This is a genomic window from Roseovarius albus, assembly GCF_900172335.1.
Classification (GTDB): domain Bacteria; phylum Pseudomonadota; class Alphaproteobacteria; order Rhodobacterales; family Rhodobacteraceae; genus Roseovarius; species Roseovarius albus.
This window is the reverse complement of the sequence record NZ_FWFX01000004.1, coordinates 229,803-248,842: the sequence shown is the minus strand read 5'-3', so window position 1 is coordinate 248,842 and position 19,040 is coordinate 229,803. Positions and strand designations below refer to the sequence as shown.

General features: G+C 52.2%; 19 protein-coding genes. 8 read left to right on the top strand and 11 right to left on the bottom strand.

What is annotated here, in order from left to right; all coding sequences use genetic code 11:
- Window positions 1-97: 97 nt before the first annotated feature.
- The 5 genes from ROA7450_RS08565 to ROA7450_RS08545 all read right to left on the bottom strand — a co-directional run bounded on the left by ROA7450_RS08565 (window position 98) and on the right by ROA7450_RS08545 (window position 4,409).
- The gene (locus tag ROA7450_RS08565; protein ID WP_085805287.1) at window positions 98-1,312 is read right to left on the bottom strand and encodes an NADP-dependent isocitrate dehydrogenase; all 1,215 of its coding nucleotides are present in this window, start codon (window positions 1,310-1,312) and stop codon (window positions 98-100) included.
- A gap of 110 nt (window positions 1,313-1,422) precedes the next feature.
- On the bottom strand, window positions 1,423-1,761 hold the full coding sequence (locus ROA7450_RS08560) for a potassium channel family protein (protein ID WP_085805286.1): 339 nt from the start codon (window positions 1,759-1,761) through the stop codon (window positions 1,423-1,425).
- A complete protein-coding gene (locus ROA7450_RS08555; RefSeq protein ID WP_085805285.1) occupies window positions 1,758-2,240 on the bottom strand; it encodes a metal-dependent hydrolase in 483 nt (160 codons plus the stop codon). Before ROA7450_RS08555 ends, ROA7450_RS08560 begins: the two co-directional genes overlap by 4 nt.
- Entirely contained in the window at window positions 2,237-2,893 is a 657-nt protein-coding gene (locus tag ROA7450_RS08550; RefSeq protein WP_085805284.1) for a DsbA family oxidoreductase, read from the bottom strand. Before ROA7450_RS08550 ends, ROA7450_RS08555 begins: the two co-directional genes overlap by 4 nt.
- Window positions 2,880-4,409: a class I adenylate-forming enzyme family protein gene (locus tag ROA7450_RS08545; protein ID WP_085805283.1), complete on the bottom strand. Its 1,530-nt coding sequence runs from the start codon at window positions 4,407-4,409 to the stop codon at window positions 2,880-2,882. The genes ROA7450_RS08550 and ROA7450_RS08545 overlap by 14 nt, the downstream gene beginning before the upstream one ends.
- A 65-nt stretch (window positions 4,410-4,474) precedes the next feature.
- On the opposite strand from ROA7450_RS08545, the gene ROA7450_RS08540 reads away from it, so the two are divergent.
- Window positions 4,475-5,098 carry a helix-turn-helix domain-containing protein gene (locus ROA7450_RS08540; RefSeq protein ID WP_085805360.1) on the top strand — a complete coding sequence of 208 codons (624 nt, stop codon included), beginning with the start codon at window positions 4,475-4,477 and terminating at the stop codon, window positions 5,096-5,098.
- An 81-nt stretch (window positions 5,099-5,179) separates the two neighbouring features.
- Here the strand turns inward: ROA7450_RS08540 and ROA7450_RS08535 are convergent, their stop codons facing one another.
- Complete coding sequence (locus ROA7450_RS08535; RefSeq protein ID WP_085805282.1) at window positions 5,180-6,205, bottom strand: permease; 1,026 nt, start codon at window positions 6,203-6,205, stop codon at window positions 5,180-5,182.
- 93 nt (window positions 6,206-6,298) lie between these two features.
- Between ROA7450_RS08535 and ROA7450_RS08530 the strand changes: the two genes are divergently transcribed.
- The 3 genes from ROA7450_RS08530 (at window position 6,299) to ROA7450_RS08520 (ending at window position 8,883) form a co-directional block, all read left to right on the top strand.
- A complete protein-coding gene (locus ROA7450_RS08530; protein ID WP_085805281.1) occupies window positions 6,299-7,150 on the top strand; it encodes a LysR family transcriptional regulator in 852 nt (283 codons plus the stop codon).
- Window positions 7,151-7,238: 88 nt separating this feature from the next.
- Entirely contained in the window at window positions 7,239-7,547 is a 309-nt protein-coding gene (locus ROA7450_RS08525) for a cupin domain-containing protein (protein WP_085805280.1), read from the top strand.
- 37 nt (window positions 7,548-7,584) lie between these two features.
- Window positions 7,585-8,883, top strand: a complete 1,299-nt coding sequence (locus tag ROA7450_RS08520) for a metallophosphoesterase (RefSeq protein WP_085805279.1) — start codon at window positions 7,585-7,587, stop codon at window positions 8,881-8,883.
- Here ROA7450_RS08520 and ROA7450_RS08515 read toward each other — a convergent pair whose 3' ends face one another.
- Window positions 8,884-10,710 (bottom strand): extracellular solute-binding protein, encoded by a 1,827-nt coding sequence (locus tag ROA7450_RS08515; protein WP_085805278.1) that lies wholly within the window; start codon window positions 10,708-10,710, stop codon window positions 8,884-8,886.
- 514 nt (window positions 10,711-11,224) lie between these two features.
- On the opposite strand from ROA7450_RS08515, the gene ROA7450_RS08510 reads away from it, so the two are divergent.
- Window positions 11,225-11,998, top strand: coding sequence for a 3-hydroxybutyrate dehydrogenase (locus ROA7450_RS08510; protein ID WP_085805277.1), 774 nt, complete (start codon window positions 11,225-11,227; stop codon window positions 11,996-11,998).
- A 98-nt stretch (window positions 11,999-12,096) separates the two neighbouring features.
- Here ROA7450_RS08510 and ROA7450_RS08505 read toward each other — a convergent pair whose 3' ends face one another.
- Window positions 12,097-12,891, bottom strand: a complete 795-nt coding sequence (locus ROA7450_RS08505) for a crotonase/enoyl-CoA hydratase family protein (protein WP_085805276.1) — start codon at window positions 12,889-12,891, stop codon at window positions 12,097-12,099.
- 149 nt (window positions 12,892-13,040) lie between these two features.
- Here ROA7450_RS08505 and ROA7450_RS08500 point away from each other — a divergent pair, with 149 nt between their 5' ends.
- Window positions 13,041-14,054, top strand: a complete 1,014-nt coding sequence (locus tag ROA7450_RS08500; protein WP_085805275.1) for a patatin-like phospholipase family protein — start codon at window positions 13,041-13,043, stop codon at window positions 14,052-14,054.
- Here ROA7450_RS08500 and ROA7450_RS08495 read toward each other — a convergent pair.
- Both ROA7450_RS08495 and ROA7450_RS08490 read right to left on the bottom strand, forming a co-directional pair.
- Window positions 14,051-14,803 (bottom strand): DUF502 domain-containing protein, encoded by a 753-nt coding sequence (locus ROA7450_RS08495; RefSeq protein ID WP_085805274.1) that lies wholly within the window; start codon window positions 14,801-14,803, stop codon window positions 14,051-14,053. The genes ROA7450_RS08500 and ROA7450_RS08495 overlap by 4 nt on opposite strands.
- 378 nt (window positions 14,804-15,181) lie before the next feature.
- Entirely contained in the window at window positions 15,182-15,877 is a 696-nt protein-coding gene (locus tag ROA7450_RS08490) for a DUF4336 domain-containing protein (protein ID WP_085805273.1), read from the bottom strand.
- A gap of 437 nt (window positions 15,878-16,314) precedes the next feature.
- Here ROA7450_RS08490 and aroQ point away from each other — a divergent pair, with 437 nt between their 5' ends.
- Together aroQ and ROA7450_RS08480 are read left to right on the top strand one after the other, a co-directional pair.
- Window positions 16,315-16,758: a type II 3-dehydroquinate dehydratase gene (aroQ, locus tag ROA7450_RS08485; protein ID WP_085805272.1), complete on the top strand. Its 444-nt coding sequence runs from the start codon at window positions 16,315-16,317 to the stop codon at window positions 16,756-16,758.
- Window positions 16,751-17,500: a LuxR family transcriptional regulator gene (locus ROA7450_RS08480; protein WP_085805271.1), complete on the top strand. Its 750-nt coding sequence runs from the start codon at window positions 16,751-16,753 to the stop codon at window positions 17,498-17,500. Before aroQ ends, ROA7450_RS08480 begins: the two co-directional genes overlap by 8 nt.
- A gap of 295 nt (window positions 17,501-17,795) precedes the next feature.
- Here ROA7450_RS08480 and ROA7450_RS08475 read toward each other — a convergent pair whose 3' ends face one another.
- Window positions 17,796-18,920, bottom strand: a complete 1,125-nt coding sequence (locus ROA7450_RS08475) for a serine/threonine protein kinase (protein ID WP_085805270.1) — start codon at window positions 18,918-18,920, stop codon at window positions 17,796-17,798.
- Window positions 18,921-19,040 lie beyond the last annotated feature (120 nt).

Here is a 19,040-nt window from a genome sequence, read left to right as displayed (position 1 = left end):
AGGCGCCTTTTCTTTTTATAGGTCAAGAGACTATCGAACTCCTCTAAACGCAAAAGGCCGCCCGGAGGCGGCCTTGAGAATTTCCTTGCTGAAGCGTTTAACCAACCAGTGCCTTGTTCAGGTTTTCGTCGACCTTTTCGAGGAAGCCCATGGTGGTTAACCAACCTTGATCCGGGCCAACAAGCAGGGCCAGGTCTTTTGTCATATGGCCGCTTTCGACGGTATCGACGATGACTTTTTCCAGCGTGCTGGCGAAGTTCATCAATTGCTCGTTGCTGTCCAGTTTCGCGCGGTGCTTCAGGCCACCAGTCCAGGCAAAGATCGATGCAATCGAGTTGGTCGAGGTCTCTTCACCTTTCTGGTGCTGGCGATAGTGGCGGGTCACGGTGCCGTGCGCCGCTTCGGCCTCCACAATCTTTCCATCGGGTGTCATCAGCTGCGAGGTCATCAAGCCAAGCGAACCAAAGCCCTGTGCAACAGTGTCGGACTGTACGTCGCCGTCGTAGTTCTTGCAGGCCCAGACAAAGCCACCGTTCCATTTCATCGCACAGGCAACCATATCGTCGATCAGGCGGTGCTCGTAATGAATGCCCTTGGCTTTGAACTGCTCTTCGAACTCTTCTTCATAGACCTGCTGGAACAACTCAAGGAATCGACCGTCATATTGCTTGAGGATGGTATTCTTTGTTGACAGGTAAACTGGCCAACCAAGGTTCAGACCATAGTTCATCGAGGCACGTGCAAAATCTATGATCGATTGATCAAGGTTATACATGCCCATGAAGATACCGGAGGCGGGGGCGTCAAAGACTTCGCGCTCGTCCACTGTGCCGTCTTCGCCGACGAACTTCATTGTCAGCTTGCCGGGACCGGGGAATTTCATGTCAGTCGCACGATATTGGTCACCAAAGGCGTGACGACCAATGACAATCGGTTGTGTCCAACCGGGAACCAGGCGCGGAACGTTTTGGCAGATGATCGGCTGACGGAAGACAACGCCACCCAGAATGTTACGGATGGTGCCGTTGGGCGAGCGCCACATCTGTTTCAGACCAAACTCTTCAACCCTTGCCTCATCAGGTGTGATGGTCGCGCATTTGACGCCAACACCATATTGTTTGATGGCCTCGGCAGCATCCACTGTGATCTGATCGTTGGTCTCGTCGCGCGCCTCGATACCCAAATCGTAGTATTTCAGATCAATATCCAGATAGGGCAGGATCAGCTTTTTCTTGATGAAGTCCCAGATGATCCGGGTCATTTCATCGCCGTCGAGTTCGACGACGGGATTTTCGACCTTAATCTTTGTCATAGCGCATGTCCTTTCAGGGCTGGCGAGAATCGATTACTGCCTGCGTCATAGCGCAGTCTGGGACTGCATGAAAGATGGTATGCGATTGTATACAGAAATATTATTGAACTTTAAGATGGACCGGTATCTTTGCTCTTCTTGCTCTGGGCCAATTTACGTTTGTGCTCGCGCGATTTACGCAAACGGCGTTTTACGGTCAGGCTGGCGAAGCTCTGAATTGTCAGTGCAAATATCCCAATCCCGGTGAAAATAAGAATAGAAGCTGCAACTTTTCCGATCTCAGTTTCAGGCACAAGATTACCGTAGCCAACCGTCGATAGCGTCACGACAGTGAAGAAGTAAGAGTCAATCCAGCTCCAACCTTCGAGATAGTGAAAAAACACCGTGGCACTGGAGACAATGACGACCAGCGACGTAATGAGGATAACAAAAGGAGATGTTTGTTTCATGGTGTTGTCCCTCCAGCTGGTTCTTTAAACCAAAGACGAATTGCCACAGCCCATATGGCAATTTCAAACAAAAAAATAGGGTGAAGTATGAAATTCAATATCCAGTTTTCGAACCTGGTAGGGACTGTCACTATATAGTAAAGCTGATCGGACAGCGGCCAAAGCCACTTGATGCCGCCAGCGAGACCATCAAGCAAAATGTGAACAGAAACTGCTAGTAGAAAGGCCCATCCGCATTGTCTCAACGAGGCAGATATGCGGGGTTCCAAAATGAGAAACACCAAAGTGACGATGGCCCAAAATGCGGGAACATGGACCCAATAGTTATGGTGATGAATGGATCTGCCATCGACGAAATAAAACCTGATCAGATCCAGGTCAGGAAAGATTCCACCAAGCACAGCAGCTAAAACAACAGGACCAGAATGTGCCAGACTCCTTCCGGTTATGTATCCTGCAGGTAAATGGGCAGTGATCATGAGGCGGTTTCAGCGTGCCCGTCAATTTGTTCGTTGATCTCGTCAATCACTTTGAGCCACAATTCGGTGGGTTGGCAACCAGGTACGGCGTGCTGGCCGTTGATGACAAACGCAGGCACTCCGGTGATGCCCATTTCGCGAAACTGCCGATCACGCGTTCGGATGTCCTCTGCGTCCGCATCGGACAGTAGCAATTTACGCACCACAGCGGCATCCATGCCGACACCATCGGCGATATCGGCCAGCACGTCTATATCGCCGATATCCTCGCCTTGTTCAAAATAGGCTTTGAATAGTTTCATCACAACTGGGATCTGGCGGTCTTCGATGCCAGCCCAATGGATCAGGCGATGGGCGTTCAGCGTATTTGGAGTGCGTTTGATGGCGCCAAAGTCGATGTTCAACCCGGCGGCCTCAGCCTGTTCCAAAACGGGGGCATAGGCCCGAATAGCGCCGTCTTTGCCGCCAAACTTGGTCTCCAGATATTCGCGACGATCCATACCCTGGGCAGGCATATCTGGATTTAACTGAAACGGATGCCACTGCATGGTAAACGGGTGGTTCGGACGTTCGGTCAGTGCCTTGTCCAGCAGGGTTTTCCCAATATAGCACCACGGGCAGATCGGATCGGAAATGATATCAAGCTTGACCATTCAGGGCCTCATAGATCGGCCGCAAGGAACGGCGCAGGATTTTGCCATTGGCCCCACTTGGCAGGGCGTCCACATGAAAGTACCCTCGGGGCTGCTTGTAATCGGCCAGATTGTTGGCCGCAAAGCGTTTCAGTTCTTCTTCAGATAGGGGCTCGGGGCCGGTATAAAAGGCCATGATCAAACGCGCATCTTGTTTGACCTCGATATCGGTTACTGCGGCCTGCGTGACTCCGGGATAAGTGTTCAGCACGGTTTCCACTTCAATCGGAGAGACGCGAAAGCCACCGGCGTTCATCATATCGTCGGCGCGGCCTAAGTAAGAAATCTGATCAATTCCATCCATAACCCCTTGATCTCCTGTCACAAACCAATCGCCTTGATAGCGGGATTGGGTTTCTTCTGGTGCGTTGAGATATTCCAACATCAGGCCAGGGTCGCTACGGTGGATCGCAATCACACCTTCTTCACCTCGGTCGACAGGGCCATCGGAGCCCAAAATCGCCACGCAGCGACCCGGTTGCGGTTTACCCAGACAATGCGATTCAGAAGTATGAGTCGGTGAGGACGAGATGAAAGTCGAGCATTCCGACATGCCGAAAGCCTCGTAAACCTCTGTTTTGGTGGCACTTTGCCACGCGGCACGCAAGGTGTCGGAGAGTTTTTCCCCAGCGGATAATCCATGCCTAAGGTGGGGGAACGTTGGAAGGTTTTTTAACTTTAGGATTTTTCTGTAAAACCCCGGTGCTGCAGCACAAATAGTTGCATCATGACGTTTTATAAGTAACGGTATAGCCTCTGCGTCGATGCCCGCTGCAGGGATCAATGCGGTGCCCCCCCTGGTCCACGGATCCATTAAGCCAGTGCCAAGGGTGTAGCTCCAGTTAAACGCGCCTGCGTGCAACAACCGGTCCTCGGATTTCAAATCATACCAGCCATCAAACATCATCTGCCGCGCCCAAATGGCACGGTGGGCATGCACGACGGCGCGTGGCTGACCGGATGTGCCAGAGGTGTAAATGATGTAGGCCGGGCGATCCGGGTCACCCATCTGCCAGTCTGCAGCTGGAAGGTTGCGCATGGCCTGAAGTTCATTGGTTCGTATCACCGTTACATCGGTCTCGGGCAGGGCGGCATCCTCTGCATGCAAAATAGCGCGGGGTTGCAGGGTGGAAATCATCTTGCTGACTTCCACCTCGCTCAATTGGCTTGAGGTTGGAACTGGGATCAGGTCCACGGCAATCGCCGCTAGATATGAAATGGGAAAATCAACAGTGTTTCCCAGTCGCATCAATATCTTGTCGCCGGGATTTAATCCTGAATTTAACAGACCTGTGGCCGTTCCCAGAACTGCAGCCTTAAGCCGGGCGTAACTCCAGCGCTCAGCTTTTGACAGGCCGAGAACCGCCAAAGCAATCTTGTCAGGACTATCGTCTGCACGCCCCAGAACGTAAGCCGCCATATTGAATGACGGCGGGCAAGGTTTTTGCAGATGGCGGGTGTCAACAACGGAAGTCATAAGAAATGGCTTATGCGGGCGGAGGCACGGTTGCAAGTGTCGGGCGCCGGACTTATAAAAATTATATGTCACAACTGAACCCTGGCCCCCTGATCCGCGTTAATCGCGAAAACAGTGATTACCAAGATATCGAGCCGCTCGATCTTGGCGAACGCGTACGTGAATTGCGTACGGCACGCAAGTGGACGCTTGAACAGGCAGCGCAGCAAGCCGGGTTGGCACGTTCGACCCTCAGCAAGATCGAAAATGGTCAAATGTCTCCGACTTATGAGGCGTTGAAGAAGCTGGCGATCGGGCTGGAAATCACGGTTCCTCAACTGTTTACGCCGACACGTTCAGACCAGATCAATGGCCGGATGGCAGTGACAAAATCTGGTGGCGGCACTGAGCATGCGACCGCGACTTATGAGCATGAACTGCTCAGTGAGACCTTGGCCAACAAGCAAATGCTACCGTATCGTGCGCGCATTCGCTCTCGTTCAATCGAGGAGTTCGATGGTTGGGTGCGTCACGATGGTGAAGAGTTTCTGTACGTGTTGACGGGGATCATCAAGCTTTACACCGAGTTTTATGAGCCGGTAGAGATGCGCCGGGGTGACAGCGCTTATTACGATGCGGCGATGGGACACAATGTGATCTCGGTCAGCGACGAAGACGCCACCTTGTTGTGGGTGACGTCCGTCGCGTAAGGTCCGGAATTTATATACAAGTTGTACGAGTCGTACGCGGGTTTTGTAAAAACTCCTGACTTTTGATGCCATTCACGGTGATCAGCCCATAATCCACCCAAAAATGTATCCGACGGCGAGTGATCCGCTAACCGCGAGCAGCAGGTAGAGCGCAAAGGGTTTGGGACGCAAAACCGGGGCGATGGCCATGGCCCCCCAGATGCTGACAACACCGCCCGAGACCAGAAATGCCATCGCCGCACCCGCAGACATGCCGTTGTCTATTAACGCTCGGGTCAGTGGCAGGGCAGCGTAACCGTCGATGTAGGCAGGGGCGCCAACAAAAACGGCGGCTGGTATGGCCCACCACTGATCTTCGCCAACATAGGTGGCGATAGACCCTGGGGTTATGACGGCGTTGAGGGCATATTCTGCCGCAAAGGCTGGGATGAGGCAGATCAGGATCAGGCGCAACGTTGCATAGGCCTGCTTTCGGAAAGCTTGAACACGTTCAGGTTCAGACCAGATGCGCGGGTTGTAGCTGGTGGTTTCGCCACAGCGTTGGCAACTGAGTTGATTTGCAAGAGAATTGTTGCGCAAGGCATTGGCATACCATGGAGTTTTGGAAAACATACCGGTCACAGAGCCGCCAAACACTCCAAGACCGAAAGCCCCGACGGTTTTACCAATGGCAAAGGGCATTCCCAAAGTTGCGGCAGTTGTGGCCAGCATTGCAGGATCCGTGACTGGTGAGGCTAGCCAGAAGGCCATGATTGGGGCCAGAGGCACGCCTGCTGCGAGAAGTCCAACCATCAGCGGCAGAACTGTGACACCGCATACGGGGGTGATGGCGCCGATGGCAGAGGCCGCGAGGACTGTCATCATGGTACGCCCCTCAAAGGCTTTGCGCACCAGAGTGTCCGCACCGCTGGCGATGATCCAGGCCGCGACGATGATTCCAGGGACAACCAACGGCGCGACCTGTACCAGCCCCAGCAAAGAGAACATTAATGCGTTTTTGATGGGGACAGGCCAGATGACCAGACAGATTGCGAATGCGGTTAAAACGGTAATGTAACGCCAGTTCTTGTTGCTGCGTGACGGTTGAGTGAGGGATTGTTCGCTCATTTTGCGCCTCCTGTCTGGGGTTTGACACAAAGCTACGGAACTGTATGTAATATATGAAACGAATAGTTTAAACTTCTGTTATTGGATTTTTAAATGGAACATCTCGATAGCGATTTGCTTCGTACTTTTATTGCTGTGGCCGATACAGGCAGCGTCACAGATGGGGCTGCTTTAATTTATCGATCTCAATCTGCAACGAGTTTGCAAATCAAGCGCTTAGAGGATGTTGTTGAGCGGCCTTTGTTCGAGCGTCACGGGCGCGGCGTTGTTTTGACAGAGGCAGGAAAATTTCTGTTACCCATTGCTCGGGATGTCACGGCGCGTCTGGATGGGGCTTTGCGGGATCTGTCGGATAATCCGCTCAAAGGTAAGCTGAGGGTTGGCATTCCCGAGGATCATGGACGTGTGAAACTAGCGCAAATCATTGCAGATTTCAGCCGTAGTCACTCAAAAGTTGAGCTGGATGTTACTTGCGCATTGAGCCCTGAGTTCCCGGAATCATTGGATAAAGGTCGTCTGGACATAGCTGTTTATGAGGTTTCTGATGCTTCAGAGCATGAAGAAATCTTGTATGAAGATCCAACTCATTGGGTTGCGAGTCCATACCGCGACTTTGCGGCGTTGGATGTGCTACCGATTGCAGTGTTCGATCAAGCTTGCTGGTGGAGGGATGTGGCGCTTGCCTCGGTTCAGGCTAGTGGGCGGTCCTATCGTGTGGTGTATTCGAGCCAGAGCGTGTCTGGAATAATCGCCGCCATTGAAGCAGGGATTGCGATTGGCCTGTTGGGACAAACTTCAATTGACAACACCCTGAAACGAGTCGGCTCGGAATTCGGCCTTGCGCCCACACCTGCATCAAAACTGGTTTTGGGATGTCGCAACGTTGCCCATGAAGACGCTTCTGAGGCGATGAAAGACGCGATCAGAAGTGCGTTTCGGGTGTGATGGACCGAGGAACGGTCTGATCTGGCTATAGGGTCTTTGAGCACTCCGTGATTGGCTCATATTATGAATTGCTTGGGAGGTCTTCATCATGTGCGGTACAGCAGGAACAGCCATACCAACCGTCAAGATCGACAATGATCGTGTGCGGGTCACAGAGTGGCGATTCAAAGCAAAGGGTGACAATACGGGATGGCACCGGCACGAATATGATTATGTGGTGGTGCCTTTGTTTGATGGTGTTTTAGAGATCGATCTGGGAAAGGGTGAACGCGTGATTGCTCAGATGCAGAATGGTGTACCGTATTACCGAGAAATCGGTGTTGAACATGACGTGATCAATGGCAATGATTTTGAATGTGCCTTTGTTGAGGTTGAGCTGTTGGAAGCGCGCCGATAAGATTTGAGGGTAGGCAATATTCCGTAGGCCTTTGAAGATGAAATTGTCACTGTTAATTTCAGCAACATTTTCGCTAATACTCGGTTCCGCAAATTTGGGAGCAGCGGGTGCAAATGAACCATATGTTTGGCTTCAATATGTAGACACTGACCTTCTCAGTGTTCGCGCGATTTCGACAGGGTCCTGCGAGGAATTGAAGGCCTCAATCGCGCTGTCGGAACGATTAGACAATACAATTGAGGCAAATCCGAAAATTGCGGTGTGCGAAGCACTGATAGATTTGAGGAAAAGCGAAATCAATTCGGTAACCGTCGAGGGGCATCTTTTCAACTTTGCTCGTGAGGCGCCATCTCGTGTGGTCGTGTTAGGTGATACTGGATGCAAAATGCTTGGAAACCCAGAGGATCAAAAATGCGAAGGGGCGGACTGGCCGTTTGAGGCATTGGCGAAAGCAGCGAAGAAAACTGCGCCGGATCTGATCGTTCATGTTGGGGATCAAATCTATCGCTATAACTGTGGCCGGGGAGAAGAAGGATGCGGTGAATCGCATCAACTGCGCGACTGGAGCATTTGGAAAGACGATTTCTTTGACCCGGTGTCTGAACTTCTGCCTGTGGCACCCTGGATATTTCTGCACGGAAATCATGAAGACTGCCGGAGCCGAAATCGCGCTTGGAGAGGTTGGATGTTATTTTTGTCGATGGTGCCAGCACAGGCGACACCAGACGCCCCTGTCGCAAGCACATTGAAAGACTGCCTGGATGCAAAGTTTGATACGGCGGCCTCTAGAATGATCAGATTTTCAGCGGGTTCCGCACCCGCGTTGAATATATTCGCACATGATAGTGCGGCCGGTCTCGATCCAAGCTGGAAGGATTTCATTTCTATTGTTGGTGAAACCGAAGAGACATGGATCGCAACTCATATTCCATTCGTTTCTTTCTGGCGCACACGTTATGTCCCGGCGCCAGAAGGTCTTCCAAATTTCAGACATGGGATTCCGGAAGCGGTTAGCCTGATCCTCAGCGGGCATGTTCACTTGTTTCAGGCGGTTCAAGACAAACCCAAGGCAGCCATTCAGGTCATTGCCGGAGGGAGTGGAACCAAATTGGATGAGCACGCGATCACTGATACGATATACGGTGAAGGGTATTCATACGTGGTTTTGGACCGCGATCATGCAAAGACGGTTATGACAGTTTGTGTTTTGGACAAACAAGGACAGGCCTCTGCCTGGCGCAGCTGGAATATTGTTCAGGCTTCACCGATCTCAGGACCTGTAATGAGCCCACTTGAGGAGGCCGTGACCTCAGCTTGCACAGAGCCTGCGCTGTAATCAGCTTTCCTCGTACCACCAGACCTCGGGCAGGAACCCAATGCCATCCCCGTAGATGGGCAGGCTATCTTTTCGGTATTTCAGCTCTTTGAGATGAGCGATGCGACCAATTGAATATTGATAGATCGGGATGACATAACGACCGGCCGTCAGAATCCGGTCGAGTGCTCGGGTCGCTGCGATGAACTCGACGCGATCCGTGGCGTTAAGCATGGTGTCAATCATTGCTTCGGCAGCCGAGGATTTTACACCCATCAGATTGCGGCTGCCCGGGGTATCGGCGGAATCGATGCCCCAGTAGGAGTATTGCTCGTTACCCGGGCTGAGGGTGAGGGCGCGGCGCATGAAGGTGAGGTCGAAATCGAATTGGCTTTCGCGCTCGGTGTATTGGGCACGGTCGATGGATTGGATTTCAAGTGCGATACCGAGACGTTCCAGTGCGCGGGAATAGATATCCATCATGGCGGTAGCTTGTTGGATGAGACCGTCTTGCTGCAGCAACACTGTGAGCTTCAAAGGTGTGTCTTCCGCATTTTGCAAGACGCCGTCTTTGACGTCCCAGCCCGCGTCATTGAGTAGCTGCATCGCGATGCGCAAATTGGCCCGGTTGCGCTGGCTGCCGTCGCTTTGGGGGAGGGCATAACCTTCGATTGTGCCAGGCAGGAGGGTATCGGAGAACGGCTCTAGCAGTTCAAGCACGCGTCCTTCAGCTGGGCCGGGCTGCATGGCCAATTCGGAGTTCGAAAAATAAGATGTTATACGCGGCTGACGCCCTCCGGTGAGCGCATCATTGATGAACTCAAAATTGAAGGCGTGGATTAGTGCATCGCGCACGCGCCAGTCATCCAACGGGGCGCGGCGGGTGTTCATGACAAATCCCGAAATTCCGGAAGGTTTTTCATGGGGGATTTCTGAGAGCACGATGTCGCCCCGTTCCACCGCAGGAAAATTGTATTGCGTTGCCCAGTTTTCGGCGTTGAACTCGCGCACATAAGACAAAAGCTGCGCCTTGAAGGCTTCTTTCATCACCGCGTTATCACCGTAAAACTCAATGCGGATTTCATCAAAGTTCGATGTTCCCGTGCGCAGCGGCAGATCCTTGCCCCAATAATCGGGGTTACGGCGCAGGGTGACGTCGCGACCAAATGTGTAGTCATCAACTACATAAGGCGCAGTGCCAAGCGGGATATCGTCGGGGCCAGCATCGGAGAGTGTTTTGCCGTCCCACTGAGCCTTTTTTAAAATCGGGCGCAGGCCAGCGATGAGGGCGAGCTCGCGGTCTTGCACATTGAAAGTCAGGCGAACCGAGCGTGGGCCGGTTTGCTCGATTGTGCCGACCTTGCCCCAGAAGCTCCGGTATCGCAGATTTCCTTCATCACCGAGCGTTTCAAAAGACCAGATCACATCCTCAACCGTGACAGGAGTCCCATCGGAAAAGGCCGCCTCGGGGCGCAGGGTGAATTCGACCCATTCGCGGTTCGGGCCAGTTTCAACCGATTCGGCCAGAAGCCCGTAAAGCGTGAAGGGTTCATCCCAAGATCTCCCCATAAGGGATTCGTGCGTCAGAAAGCGCAATTGCCACGGGGAGCTTCCTTTGAGGGCAAACGGATTGAGCGAGTCGTAGCTGCCTACGTTACCAGTAACGACCTTGCCACCTTTCGGAGCGTTCGGGTTGGCATAGGGCAGGGACACAAAATCCGGTGGGAGGGCCGGATCGCCATACATAGCTATGCCATGCGAAGGCTCTGCGGCCGGCATTTGTGGGGCAACAAGCAAGAGGATGGCGGCGGTGGTCCGGGCCTTGGTTCGGAAAAAATCGAGGCGCATCAGGGCGACTTTCTTGGAATTTACTGCTTCGTTTGAGGGCGACAGTAGAGAGGGATTCACGTCTTTTCAAACTTTTAGCTTGGCTGGTGGCGTCAGATTGCTTATAAAGAGATCACTGCTCGATAGGTTTCTTGCCTGTATGAAACCTGCCTCAATAACTTAACGCCAGCTTCGTGCTGGCGTTTTTTTTGTGCATGTGGTTACCCTTGCACCAGTGGAGATCGGATCCAATGAACTGGCTTGAACCCTAGTATCCTTGGCTTTGATGGGAGCGTGAGAATACCACGCCTAACAATCCGTTCCGTTAAATTATCAAAGTTCACACAAACGAGTTGGATTGGCTGTCGCAAAGCAGCCCAAGCAGAATCACCAAGAGGCGGAGCACCCGATTCTATCACCCTGAAGACAGTTTCCTTCCTCCAGCATATTGTTCAGAAGCGGGATTTCCTTTGCAGGTGCAGCATGCCAGAGTGCAGGCAATTCGTGCCACATCAAAGTCAGAGAGGAAGTGCAAATGTCATTGTCAGGAAAAACCGCTGTTGTCACCGGGTCGAACTCAGGAATCGGGTTAGGTGTTGCGCGCGAACTGGCGCGGGCAGGTGCTGATGTCGTGCTCAATTCCTTCAGCGACCGAGAAGAGGATCATGCGCTGGCCGCTGAGTTGGCAAAAGAGTTTGGCACATTGGTGCGTTACATTCAGGCGGATATGTCAGATGGCGAGCAGTGCCGGGCGCTAATTGAGAAAGCAGGCACCTGCGATATTCTGGTGAACAATGCGGGCATTCAGCATGTCAGCCCGATTGATCAGTTTCCGAGCGGCAAGTGGGATGCGATCATTGCGATCAACATGTCATCCGCCTTTCACACCACGGCCGCGGCTTTGCCCGTGATGCGTGCGGCAGGTTGGGGCCGGGTGGTCAACATCGCCTCGGCCCATGGGTTGACGGCAAGCCCGTATAAGTCGGCTTATGTGGCGGCAAAACATGGCGTTGTTGGATTGACCAAGGTGACGGCATTGGAAACGGCACAAGAGCCGATCACCGCCAATGCCATCTGTCCGGGTTATGTACTAACGCCGCTGGTTGAGGCGCAGATCCCGGATACGATGAAAGAATACGACATGAGCCGAGAGGACGTGATCAAGAATGTCATGTTGCAGCGTCAGCCATCAAAAGAGTTTGCCACGGTGGAGCAATTGGGGGGAACTGTGCAGTTTCTGTGCTCAGACGCTGCCGCGCAGATCACCGGGACAACGATCAGCGTCGATGGCGGCTGGACAGCCCTATAAGATGCATCGGATCACTGATGTGATCCGACCAAGGCGGGGGCCAGCCCCCGCACCCCCGCGATATTTCTGGTCAGATGAAAAAAGGATCCTTGCAGGATCTATTTGAAATTAGGGGCGCGTTTTTGCAGGTTGGCGAAGATTGCTTCCATTTGATTAGTGCTGCCCAGGAGTTCAGTTTGAAACTGGGCTTCGAGTTTGAGACTCTCAGACGCAGGGGCGGTCCAACTGTCGTTCAGCAGGCGTTTACCCCGGCGAATTGCATCGGGATTTTTACCGCAAATCAAGTCGGCCATGTCAAATGCGGCTTGTTTTGGGTCATCGACAATGCGGGTGATCAGACCAATATGGGCGGCCTCAATGGCCTCGACCACGCGTCCGGTAAAGATCAACTCCTTGGCGATATCTGCGCGCACCAGCCGGGGCAGGGTGCGAGTGATGCTCATGTCCGGGATGATGCCCCATTTGATCTCCATCACCGACATGCGGGTATCGGGCGCGGCGAGGCGAAAATCAGCGCCCAGAGCAATCTGGGTGCCTGCGCCATAGGTTGCGCCCTGCAGGGCGGCGATGACAGGCACGTCAATTTCCTGCCAGACATAAGCGGGTTTTTGGAAAGCGTTGGCGACTTCGCCTTCGGGGAAATCCAGAATGCGGGCATTGATGTCCTTGGGGGAGAGGCCGCCGGCGAAAAGTGACGTATCAATACCCGAACAGAAGTTTTCGCCCTCGCCGGTCAGGATCACGGCGCGTAGGCCGGTGTCAGCGCGCAGCTCTTCACCGATTTGGGCCAGACCCTCGAAAACCGAAAGATCAACGGCGTTGTGTTTATCGGGGCGGTTGAGGCGGACTTCGGCAACGGGACCATTACGCTTGAGTAGAACTGTGTCGGACATGGGACCTCCGTGTTTTTAATCAGTATTGATGCGGTTGGGCGCGATGGGAAGCCCGGGTGCGACTGTCGTTGCGTCAGTCCGGCTTGTGGTTGGCAATTGGATGGTGCTGCGGTTAACTAGGCCGGAAACTCGGCACGGTGGAGATAGCAATGAAGCGCATCAATTTGGCCCTGCAGGGCGGCGGCGCGCATGGGGCGTTTACCTGGGGGGTGCTGGACCGGCTGCTGGAAGAGGATGATATCGAAGTGGCAGGGATCTCGGGCACCTCTGCCGGTGCGATGAACGGGGCTGCTCTCAAATCCGGTTATCTGTCAGGTGGCAATAACGGCGCGCGGGCCTGTCTGAACTGGTTTTGGGGGCAGATGGGCGCGGTGCAGGACCTTGGCCTGCCTGAATGGATGGGGCAGGGGTTGCCCGGCGCGGAGTTGTTGAACCAGATGGCAGAGATGTCACCAGCCTACATGATCAGTGAAGCTACGCGCCTGATGGTGTCGCCCTATGCCTATGGTCCGATGTACCAAAATCCATTGGAGCGGATCGTAAAACGGTTTGAATTTGGACAGGTCTGTGCCGGTGAGGGGCCGCAACTGTATGTCGGGGCGACGAACGTGCATACCGGCAAGATTCGGGTATTCAAGGGAGATGAGATCACACCAGAGGCTCTATTGGCTTCGGCCTGTCTGCCGACGATGTTTCAGGCAATTGAAATCGAAGGTGAGCATTACTGGGACGGTGGGTATGCCGGCAATCCGGCGCTGTTTCCTCTGTTTGCAAAGGATCTGCCAGACGACATAGTGGTGATCAATATCAATCCGCTGGAGCGCCCGGAGGTGCCCAAAAGCCCGCAGGAGATCCACAACCGGATCAACGAAATCAGCTTTAACTCATCCTTGTTGCGCGAATTGCGGGCGATCAATTTTGTACAGCGATTGCTGGATCAGGGGGCGATGGCAAAAGGCACGATGAAGCGGGTCAATGTTCATATGATTGCTGATGATGATCTGATGAGAGATCTGTCTGTGGCGACAAAACTGGTGCCAACGCCCGCATTGTTAAAGAGGTTGAAGAATGCGGGCCGAGAGGCCGCAGATCATTTCCTGAACCAGCACAAGGAGGATCTGAACCGTAGGAGCAGCACCGATCTGGAGGCGATGTTCAGTTAATTGTCATCCGGGGCGAGCAGATTTTGGTCAGGATAGACCAGACCAGCGGAGATGACGAGTTTAGCTGCTTCTTCAACGCTCATGTCCAGCTCGATCACGTCTTCCTTGGGGAAGAATAGAAGGAACCCTGAGGTCGGGTTCGGAGTTGTGGGCACGAAGATCGACAGCAGCTCGCCGCTGGTTTCAGCACGCTGGCTGACCTCGCCCCTCGCTGTGGTCGAGATGAAACCGATGGCCCAGATGCCCTTGCGTGGGTATTGGATCAGGCAGGCCTTTTCAAAGCTGCGATCAGATTGATTAAAGACCGTTTCGGCGATTTGTTTGACCCCGGAATAGATCGAGCGAACCACCGGCATGCGGTCGACAAGCGATTCCGCATAGGCAATCAATGAGCGCCCGATGAGCCCTTTGGCGATCCAGCCGATAAAGATCGTAAAGATCAAGAAGACAATCACACCGACACCGCGCAGATTTACCTCGACCCATTCGGGGTTAACTTGGCGGTCGAATGGAGGGTCAAGATATTGCTGATACCCTAAAAAGCGGTTTAGCAGTTCTTCAGGTTGCCAGGCGTTGGGGACAAGAGGCCAGACAAAACCATCGATCCAGCCAATCACAGTCCAGACCAGCCAGATCGTGAGACCCACAGGAGCAATGACGACCAGACCTGTCAGAAAACTTGCGCGCACGCGTGCGAACAGACCGGGCTGGCGTGGTTTTTGGGGTTCTTCGTCAAACGGGGTGTTCATGGCGATCCGTGGTTAATCTTTTTTGCTATGTAAGCAGAAAGTTACCTTGCGACAATGGGTATAAAAAAACGAGAGAATTTAGATCGAACGGTTTGCTAATTTGTTCAGCATTATTTCAGGAGAATTTTAACAGCATCTCGCTAAGGTTCGGCTGTTTTCCCAAATAGTACCGGACTGTTCGCATGCTGCTGATGACGTGACGCCCCTCGCGTCTGACGCCAGTGTAAGCGATATGTGGACCGCGACACTTGTTGATGTCAGGGCAGGGCGCTTAAATGTCTGCATAGCGGACTTTTCGGTCCTTCGCTGCATTCTTCCAAAGGTCCGCTTTATTACGGCATTAACCCTTCCGGATTCACTCCAGCTGGAATCCTTGGCTCAGATCCATGCCAGGCATTGATTTAGATAAGCTTGCCCATTGGAAATCTGCATGGTTCCGTGGGCCATAATGACATTTTCTACCGGGCGGGAGAGCAATGTGGCTTTCAATTCTTTCAGCTTTGTGCGCTTCCGGAAAGTGACGCGCCAGTCCAGCGGAGCATAGCCTTTACCCTTGACGACGCCCCAATGACGGGCAATCCACCGTTGCCAAGGACGCCAATGGGTTTTGAGAAACTCATCGGTAAAGTTTTCGGAAAAATCCGCCATGATCAGCGTGTTGGATTTGTGGTGAAGGAACAAAACCTCATCATTGGCCCGCGATTCATCCACATGGAATTGTTCAATTTCTTCGCACCAATCGTCGGGTGCGTCGTCTGTCAAAGCAGGCTCAAACGTTAAGTCTGCACGTTTCTTCTGAGTTGAAAGAGGCCCCCAGATTTTGGCCTCTGGAAACCGCTCTTTCCAATCACCAATGAAGAGATGGTGGATTGGACAGGGGCTGACCAAATGGGTAACCGGGCCTAGATTTGCGACCTCTTGAGCCAGTTCTTCGCCGCACTGGATCGGTGACCAGACCCAAATACCGCCGTTGTTCAACCGGACTACAACTGATCTTGTCGGATAAACAAAACCCCAGAACTTAACGCATTCTCCGTCCACAACCCAAAGACCATCTGAAATAGAGATTAACATTCTTGATCTCCTAAAGAATTAAAAAGTCGTTGTAATATTGCGAAATGCATAGTCGAGCGACCTGGCAAGGCCAATCAATTCCCAAGGTTGATGGCTCGTTTGATATAAAATCAGGCGTTGATATTGAGATCACCTCGCAGCAATTACGGTCTCATAGTCTCGCTTTACACTCTTTTTGCGAACCAAACATTGTTTGGCTGTGCGGCATTGGGCAATTTGGGCTCTAAGCAGACTTTGGTGAAACTCATCGACCATTGAAAACAAACGCAGGGGAGTCTCAAAATAGGAGTCTCAATTTTAAGGGAAACTTACAGGAGTCTCACTGTTCATCGTAAATTCGCATAATTAGTATTATGTTAAGTATACATTGTGCATCTGAGGGGTCGACAGCCGGCTATATCCTTGATTAATTATATAATATCTCAGGAACGATACTCATGACCTCAATTCTTATTTTGAACGGCCCCAATCTCAATCTTCTTGGTAAACGTCAGCCTCACATCTATGGCAGCACAACTTTGAAAGATATAGAAGATGCGAGCAAGGCTCTTGCCTTAGATAAGTCTGTTACTTTGAGTTTTGAGCAGTCTAACTCTGAAGGTGAATTGATTGATTTCATTCACAAAGCACGTAATACACAGGACGGCATAATTCTTAATGCTGGAGCTTACACTCATACTTCGATCGCCTTAATGGATGCAATCAGCTCAGCCGAGATCCCGACAATCGAGCTTCATCTATCAAATGTTCACGCGCGTGAAGAGTTCCGACACACCTCCTATATTGCCAAAGTAGCTGTTGGTGTAATTTGTGGTTTTGGCGCATATGGGTATCTTATGGCGATTGATGCAATGCTGAACCATTTACAAAATCATGATTGAAACAAAGCGCTTACTTAAGATACTTAATTTCTCGAATATTGAAGAACTTTGGGACTTCCATACCCGACAGATGGCCGAATTCGGTTTTGACCGGATCATGTATGGCTATACCAGATACCGCACTGCGACATCTTTAGGCGATCCCAATGACTTTGTTCTTCTGACCAATCATGACACAAGCTATACAGATGTTTTCATAGGTGAAGGGCTTTATTTTCACGCCCCGATGGTGCGTTGGTCCTTGGAAAACGATGGAGCCTGCAGCTGGTCAGTGATGGCACAAATGATGCAAACTGGAACCCTGTCCGAGCGCAAGGTATTTGACTTCAATCGGTCAATGGGCGTTGTCGCCGGGTATTCAATCAGCTTTAAATCGATCTCTCCACGAACCAAAGGCGCGATCGCACTGACCGCGCGCGAAGGTATGTCGCAACAAGAGGCTGATGAGGTCTGGAAAGAACATGGTGAAGACATCATCGCTCTTAATAATGTTGTTCATCTCAGGATCCTCACCCTGCCCTATGACGCCCCCGGACGCGCCTTGACCCGGCGTCAGCGTGAGGTTCTTGTTTGGGTAGGTGACGGAAAAACAATTCAGGACATTGCAGTGCTTTTAGAATTGACACCAGCCACTATCGAAAAGCATCTGCGACTCGCACGAGAAGCCCTTAGCGTTGAAACAACCGCGCAAGCTGTCCTTAAAGCTGCATTTCAAAATCAAATGTTCGTCTTGGATGCATAAAGTTTTGTTCATTTACAATATACTAACGGATAGAACAGAATAGCCTACTTTTCTGAATGCAATTTATTGGGCATTATAAACGGGTTCCGTGAGTGGTGGCTTTGAGCCAGGGAACATTTGATCGGCAATCCTCAATATTCTGAGGTCCTTCCGATTGTCCGGGTCTACCGGATGCCGGGCACCGTTTCAACTTTTCGAATTGGTGTCCGGCGCTACCTAACTGTCATTTCATCCCCGAAACAGGGCAGTTGGATTTTTAAGGTGCCGCCCCTGCAAAAGGCGGTACCTTTACTTTTTAACTCAGGCTTGGGAAATAGTCTTCGCAGGTGCCTTCGCGATATACATCTGCGGTACAACAATGTAGACCGCCGCCAAATGCATAGGCGTCACGTAGTTCGACCTCAACCACTTCCATGCCCAGCTTGTCCATCTGCTCGGCTTGATACACTTCAGACTTTTCGACACAGACGGTTTTCGGGTCCAGCACCAGAACATTCATGCTTAACCAGGTAGAAGAATAACAAAGCGGCGGTGGCGTATTGTGCGCTGGTTGTGCGGCATCGACAATTTCCCAATCGTTGTCATAGAACATCTTGCGCTGATCTTCTGGCAAACGGCGCTGTGGGTTGTTGACAATCAATCCCGGGCGCAGCGGTGTGAAGGTCGCGTCGATATGAATTGGATACGGATCGCCAGGGAAATTCACGGTGTGCACGCGGTGATCAATGAAATGGCGACGAAGCCACTCAACGCCTTTTTGGTTGGTGGTAAAACCATGCTGAACGACCAGATCCTTGCCAAAGCGTAGAACATCGGCTGCATCAAACAAAGGCTCTTCTTCGGTAGTGACAAAGAACTTTTCTTCTGCCCATTTCAAGCGTTTTTCCACACCGATTTTTTCTGACAAATAATCCGGGTGATAATCCGCATCGGTCAGGCGCGGCTTGGGTGCGGCTTCGTGACGAAAGTTAGAATCTTCATCCCAATACTGCTGCATCAATGGCCGATAGTTCAAATACTCAAACCAGCGGCAACGATAAGACATCGTCGCTTCCAGAATTTCAGAACCCACGGTCAGCAGAACATCACGCGGGGGCATGCAGCCAAACTGGCTGTCTGTATGAAAATCGGGTGTTGTTGCTGGCTGAGAATGATCAATCGATGTCGGCCGATCCACGCGAATGCCGCGCGCCTTCAGCTGATTGGCAAAATTGTCCAGCAACTCATTCGCCCGATCAATCGTTTCCTGCGGCCGCCTGCCCCACTGCCCGCGCATGTCGCTGTCTTCCGGAACTTTGGCATCAAGTGCGGGTTCCTCTGGTGGAATATGGCAATCATCCGCACGGCCAACGATGACATGCTTCAGCGGATCCCATTCGTTCCAGCTGTTCACTTGGGTATTATCGGGCGACCATGACATGCCGCATCTCCTGCACTGTCGGAGAAAAGGCCCGGCCTTCAATCTCCTGATTGAAAGTCCCGGCGTACAGGAATGTTATAAAAAGCAAGGGCCCCTGCCCCCGGCGACGCCATCGCCGTG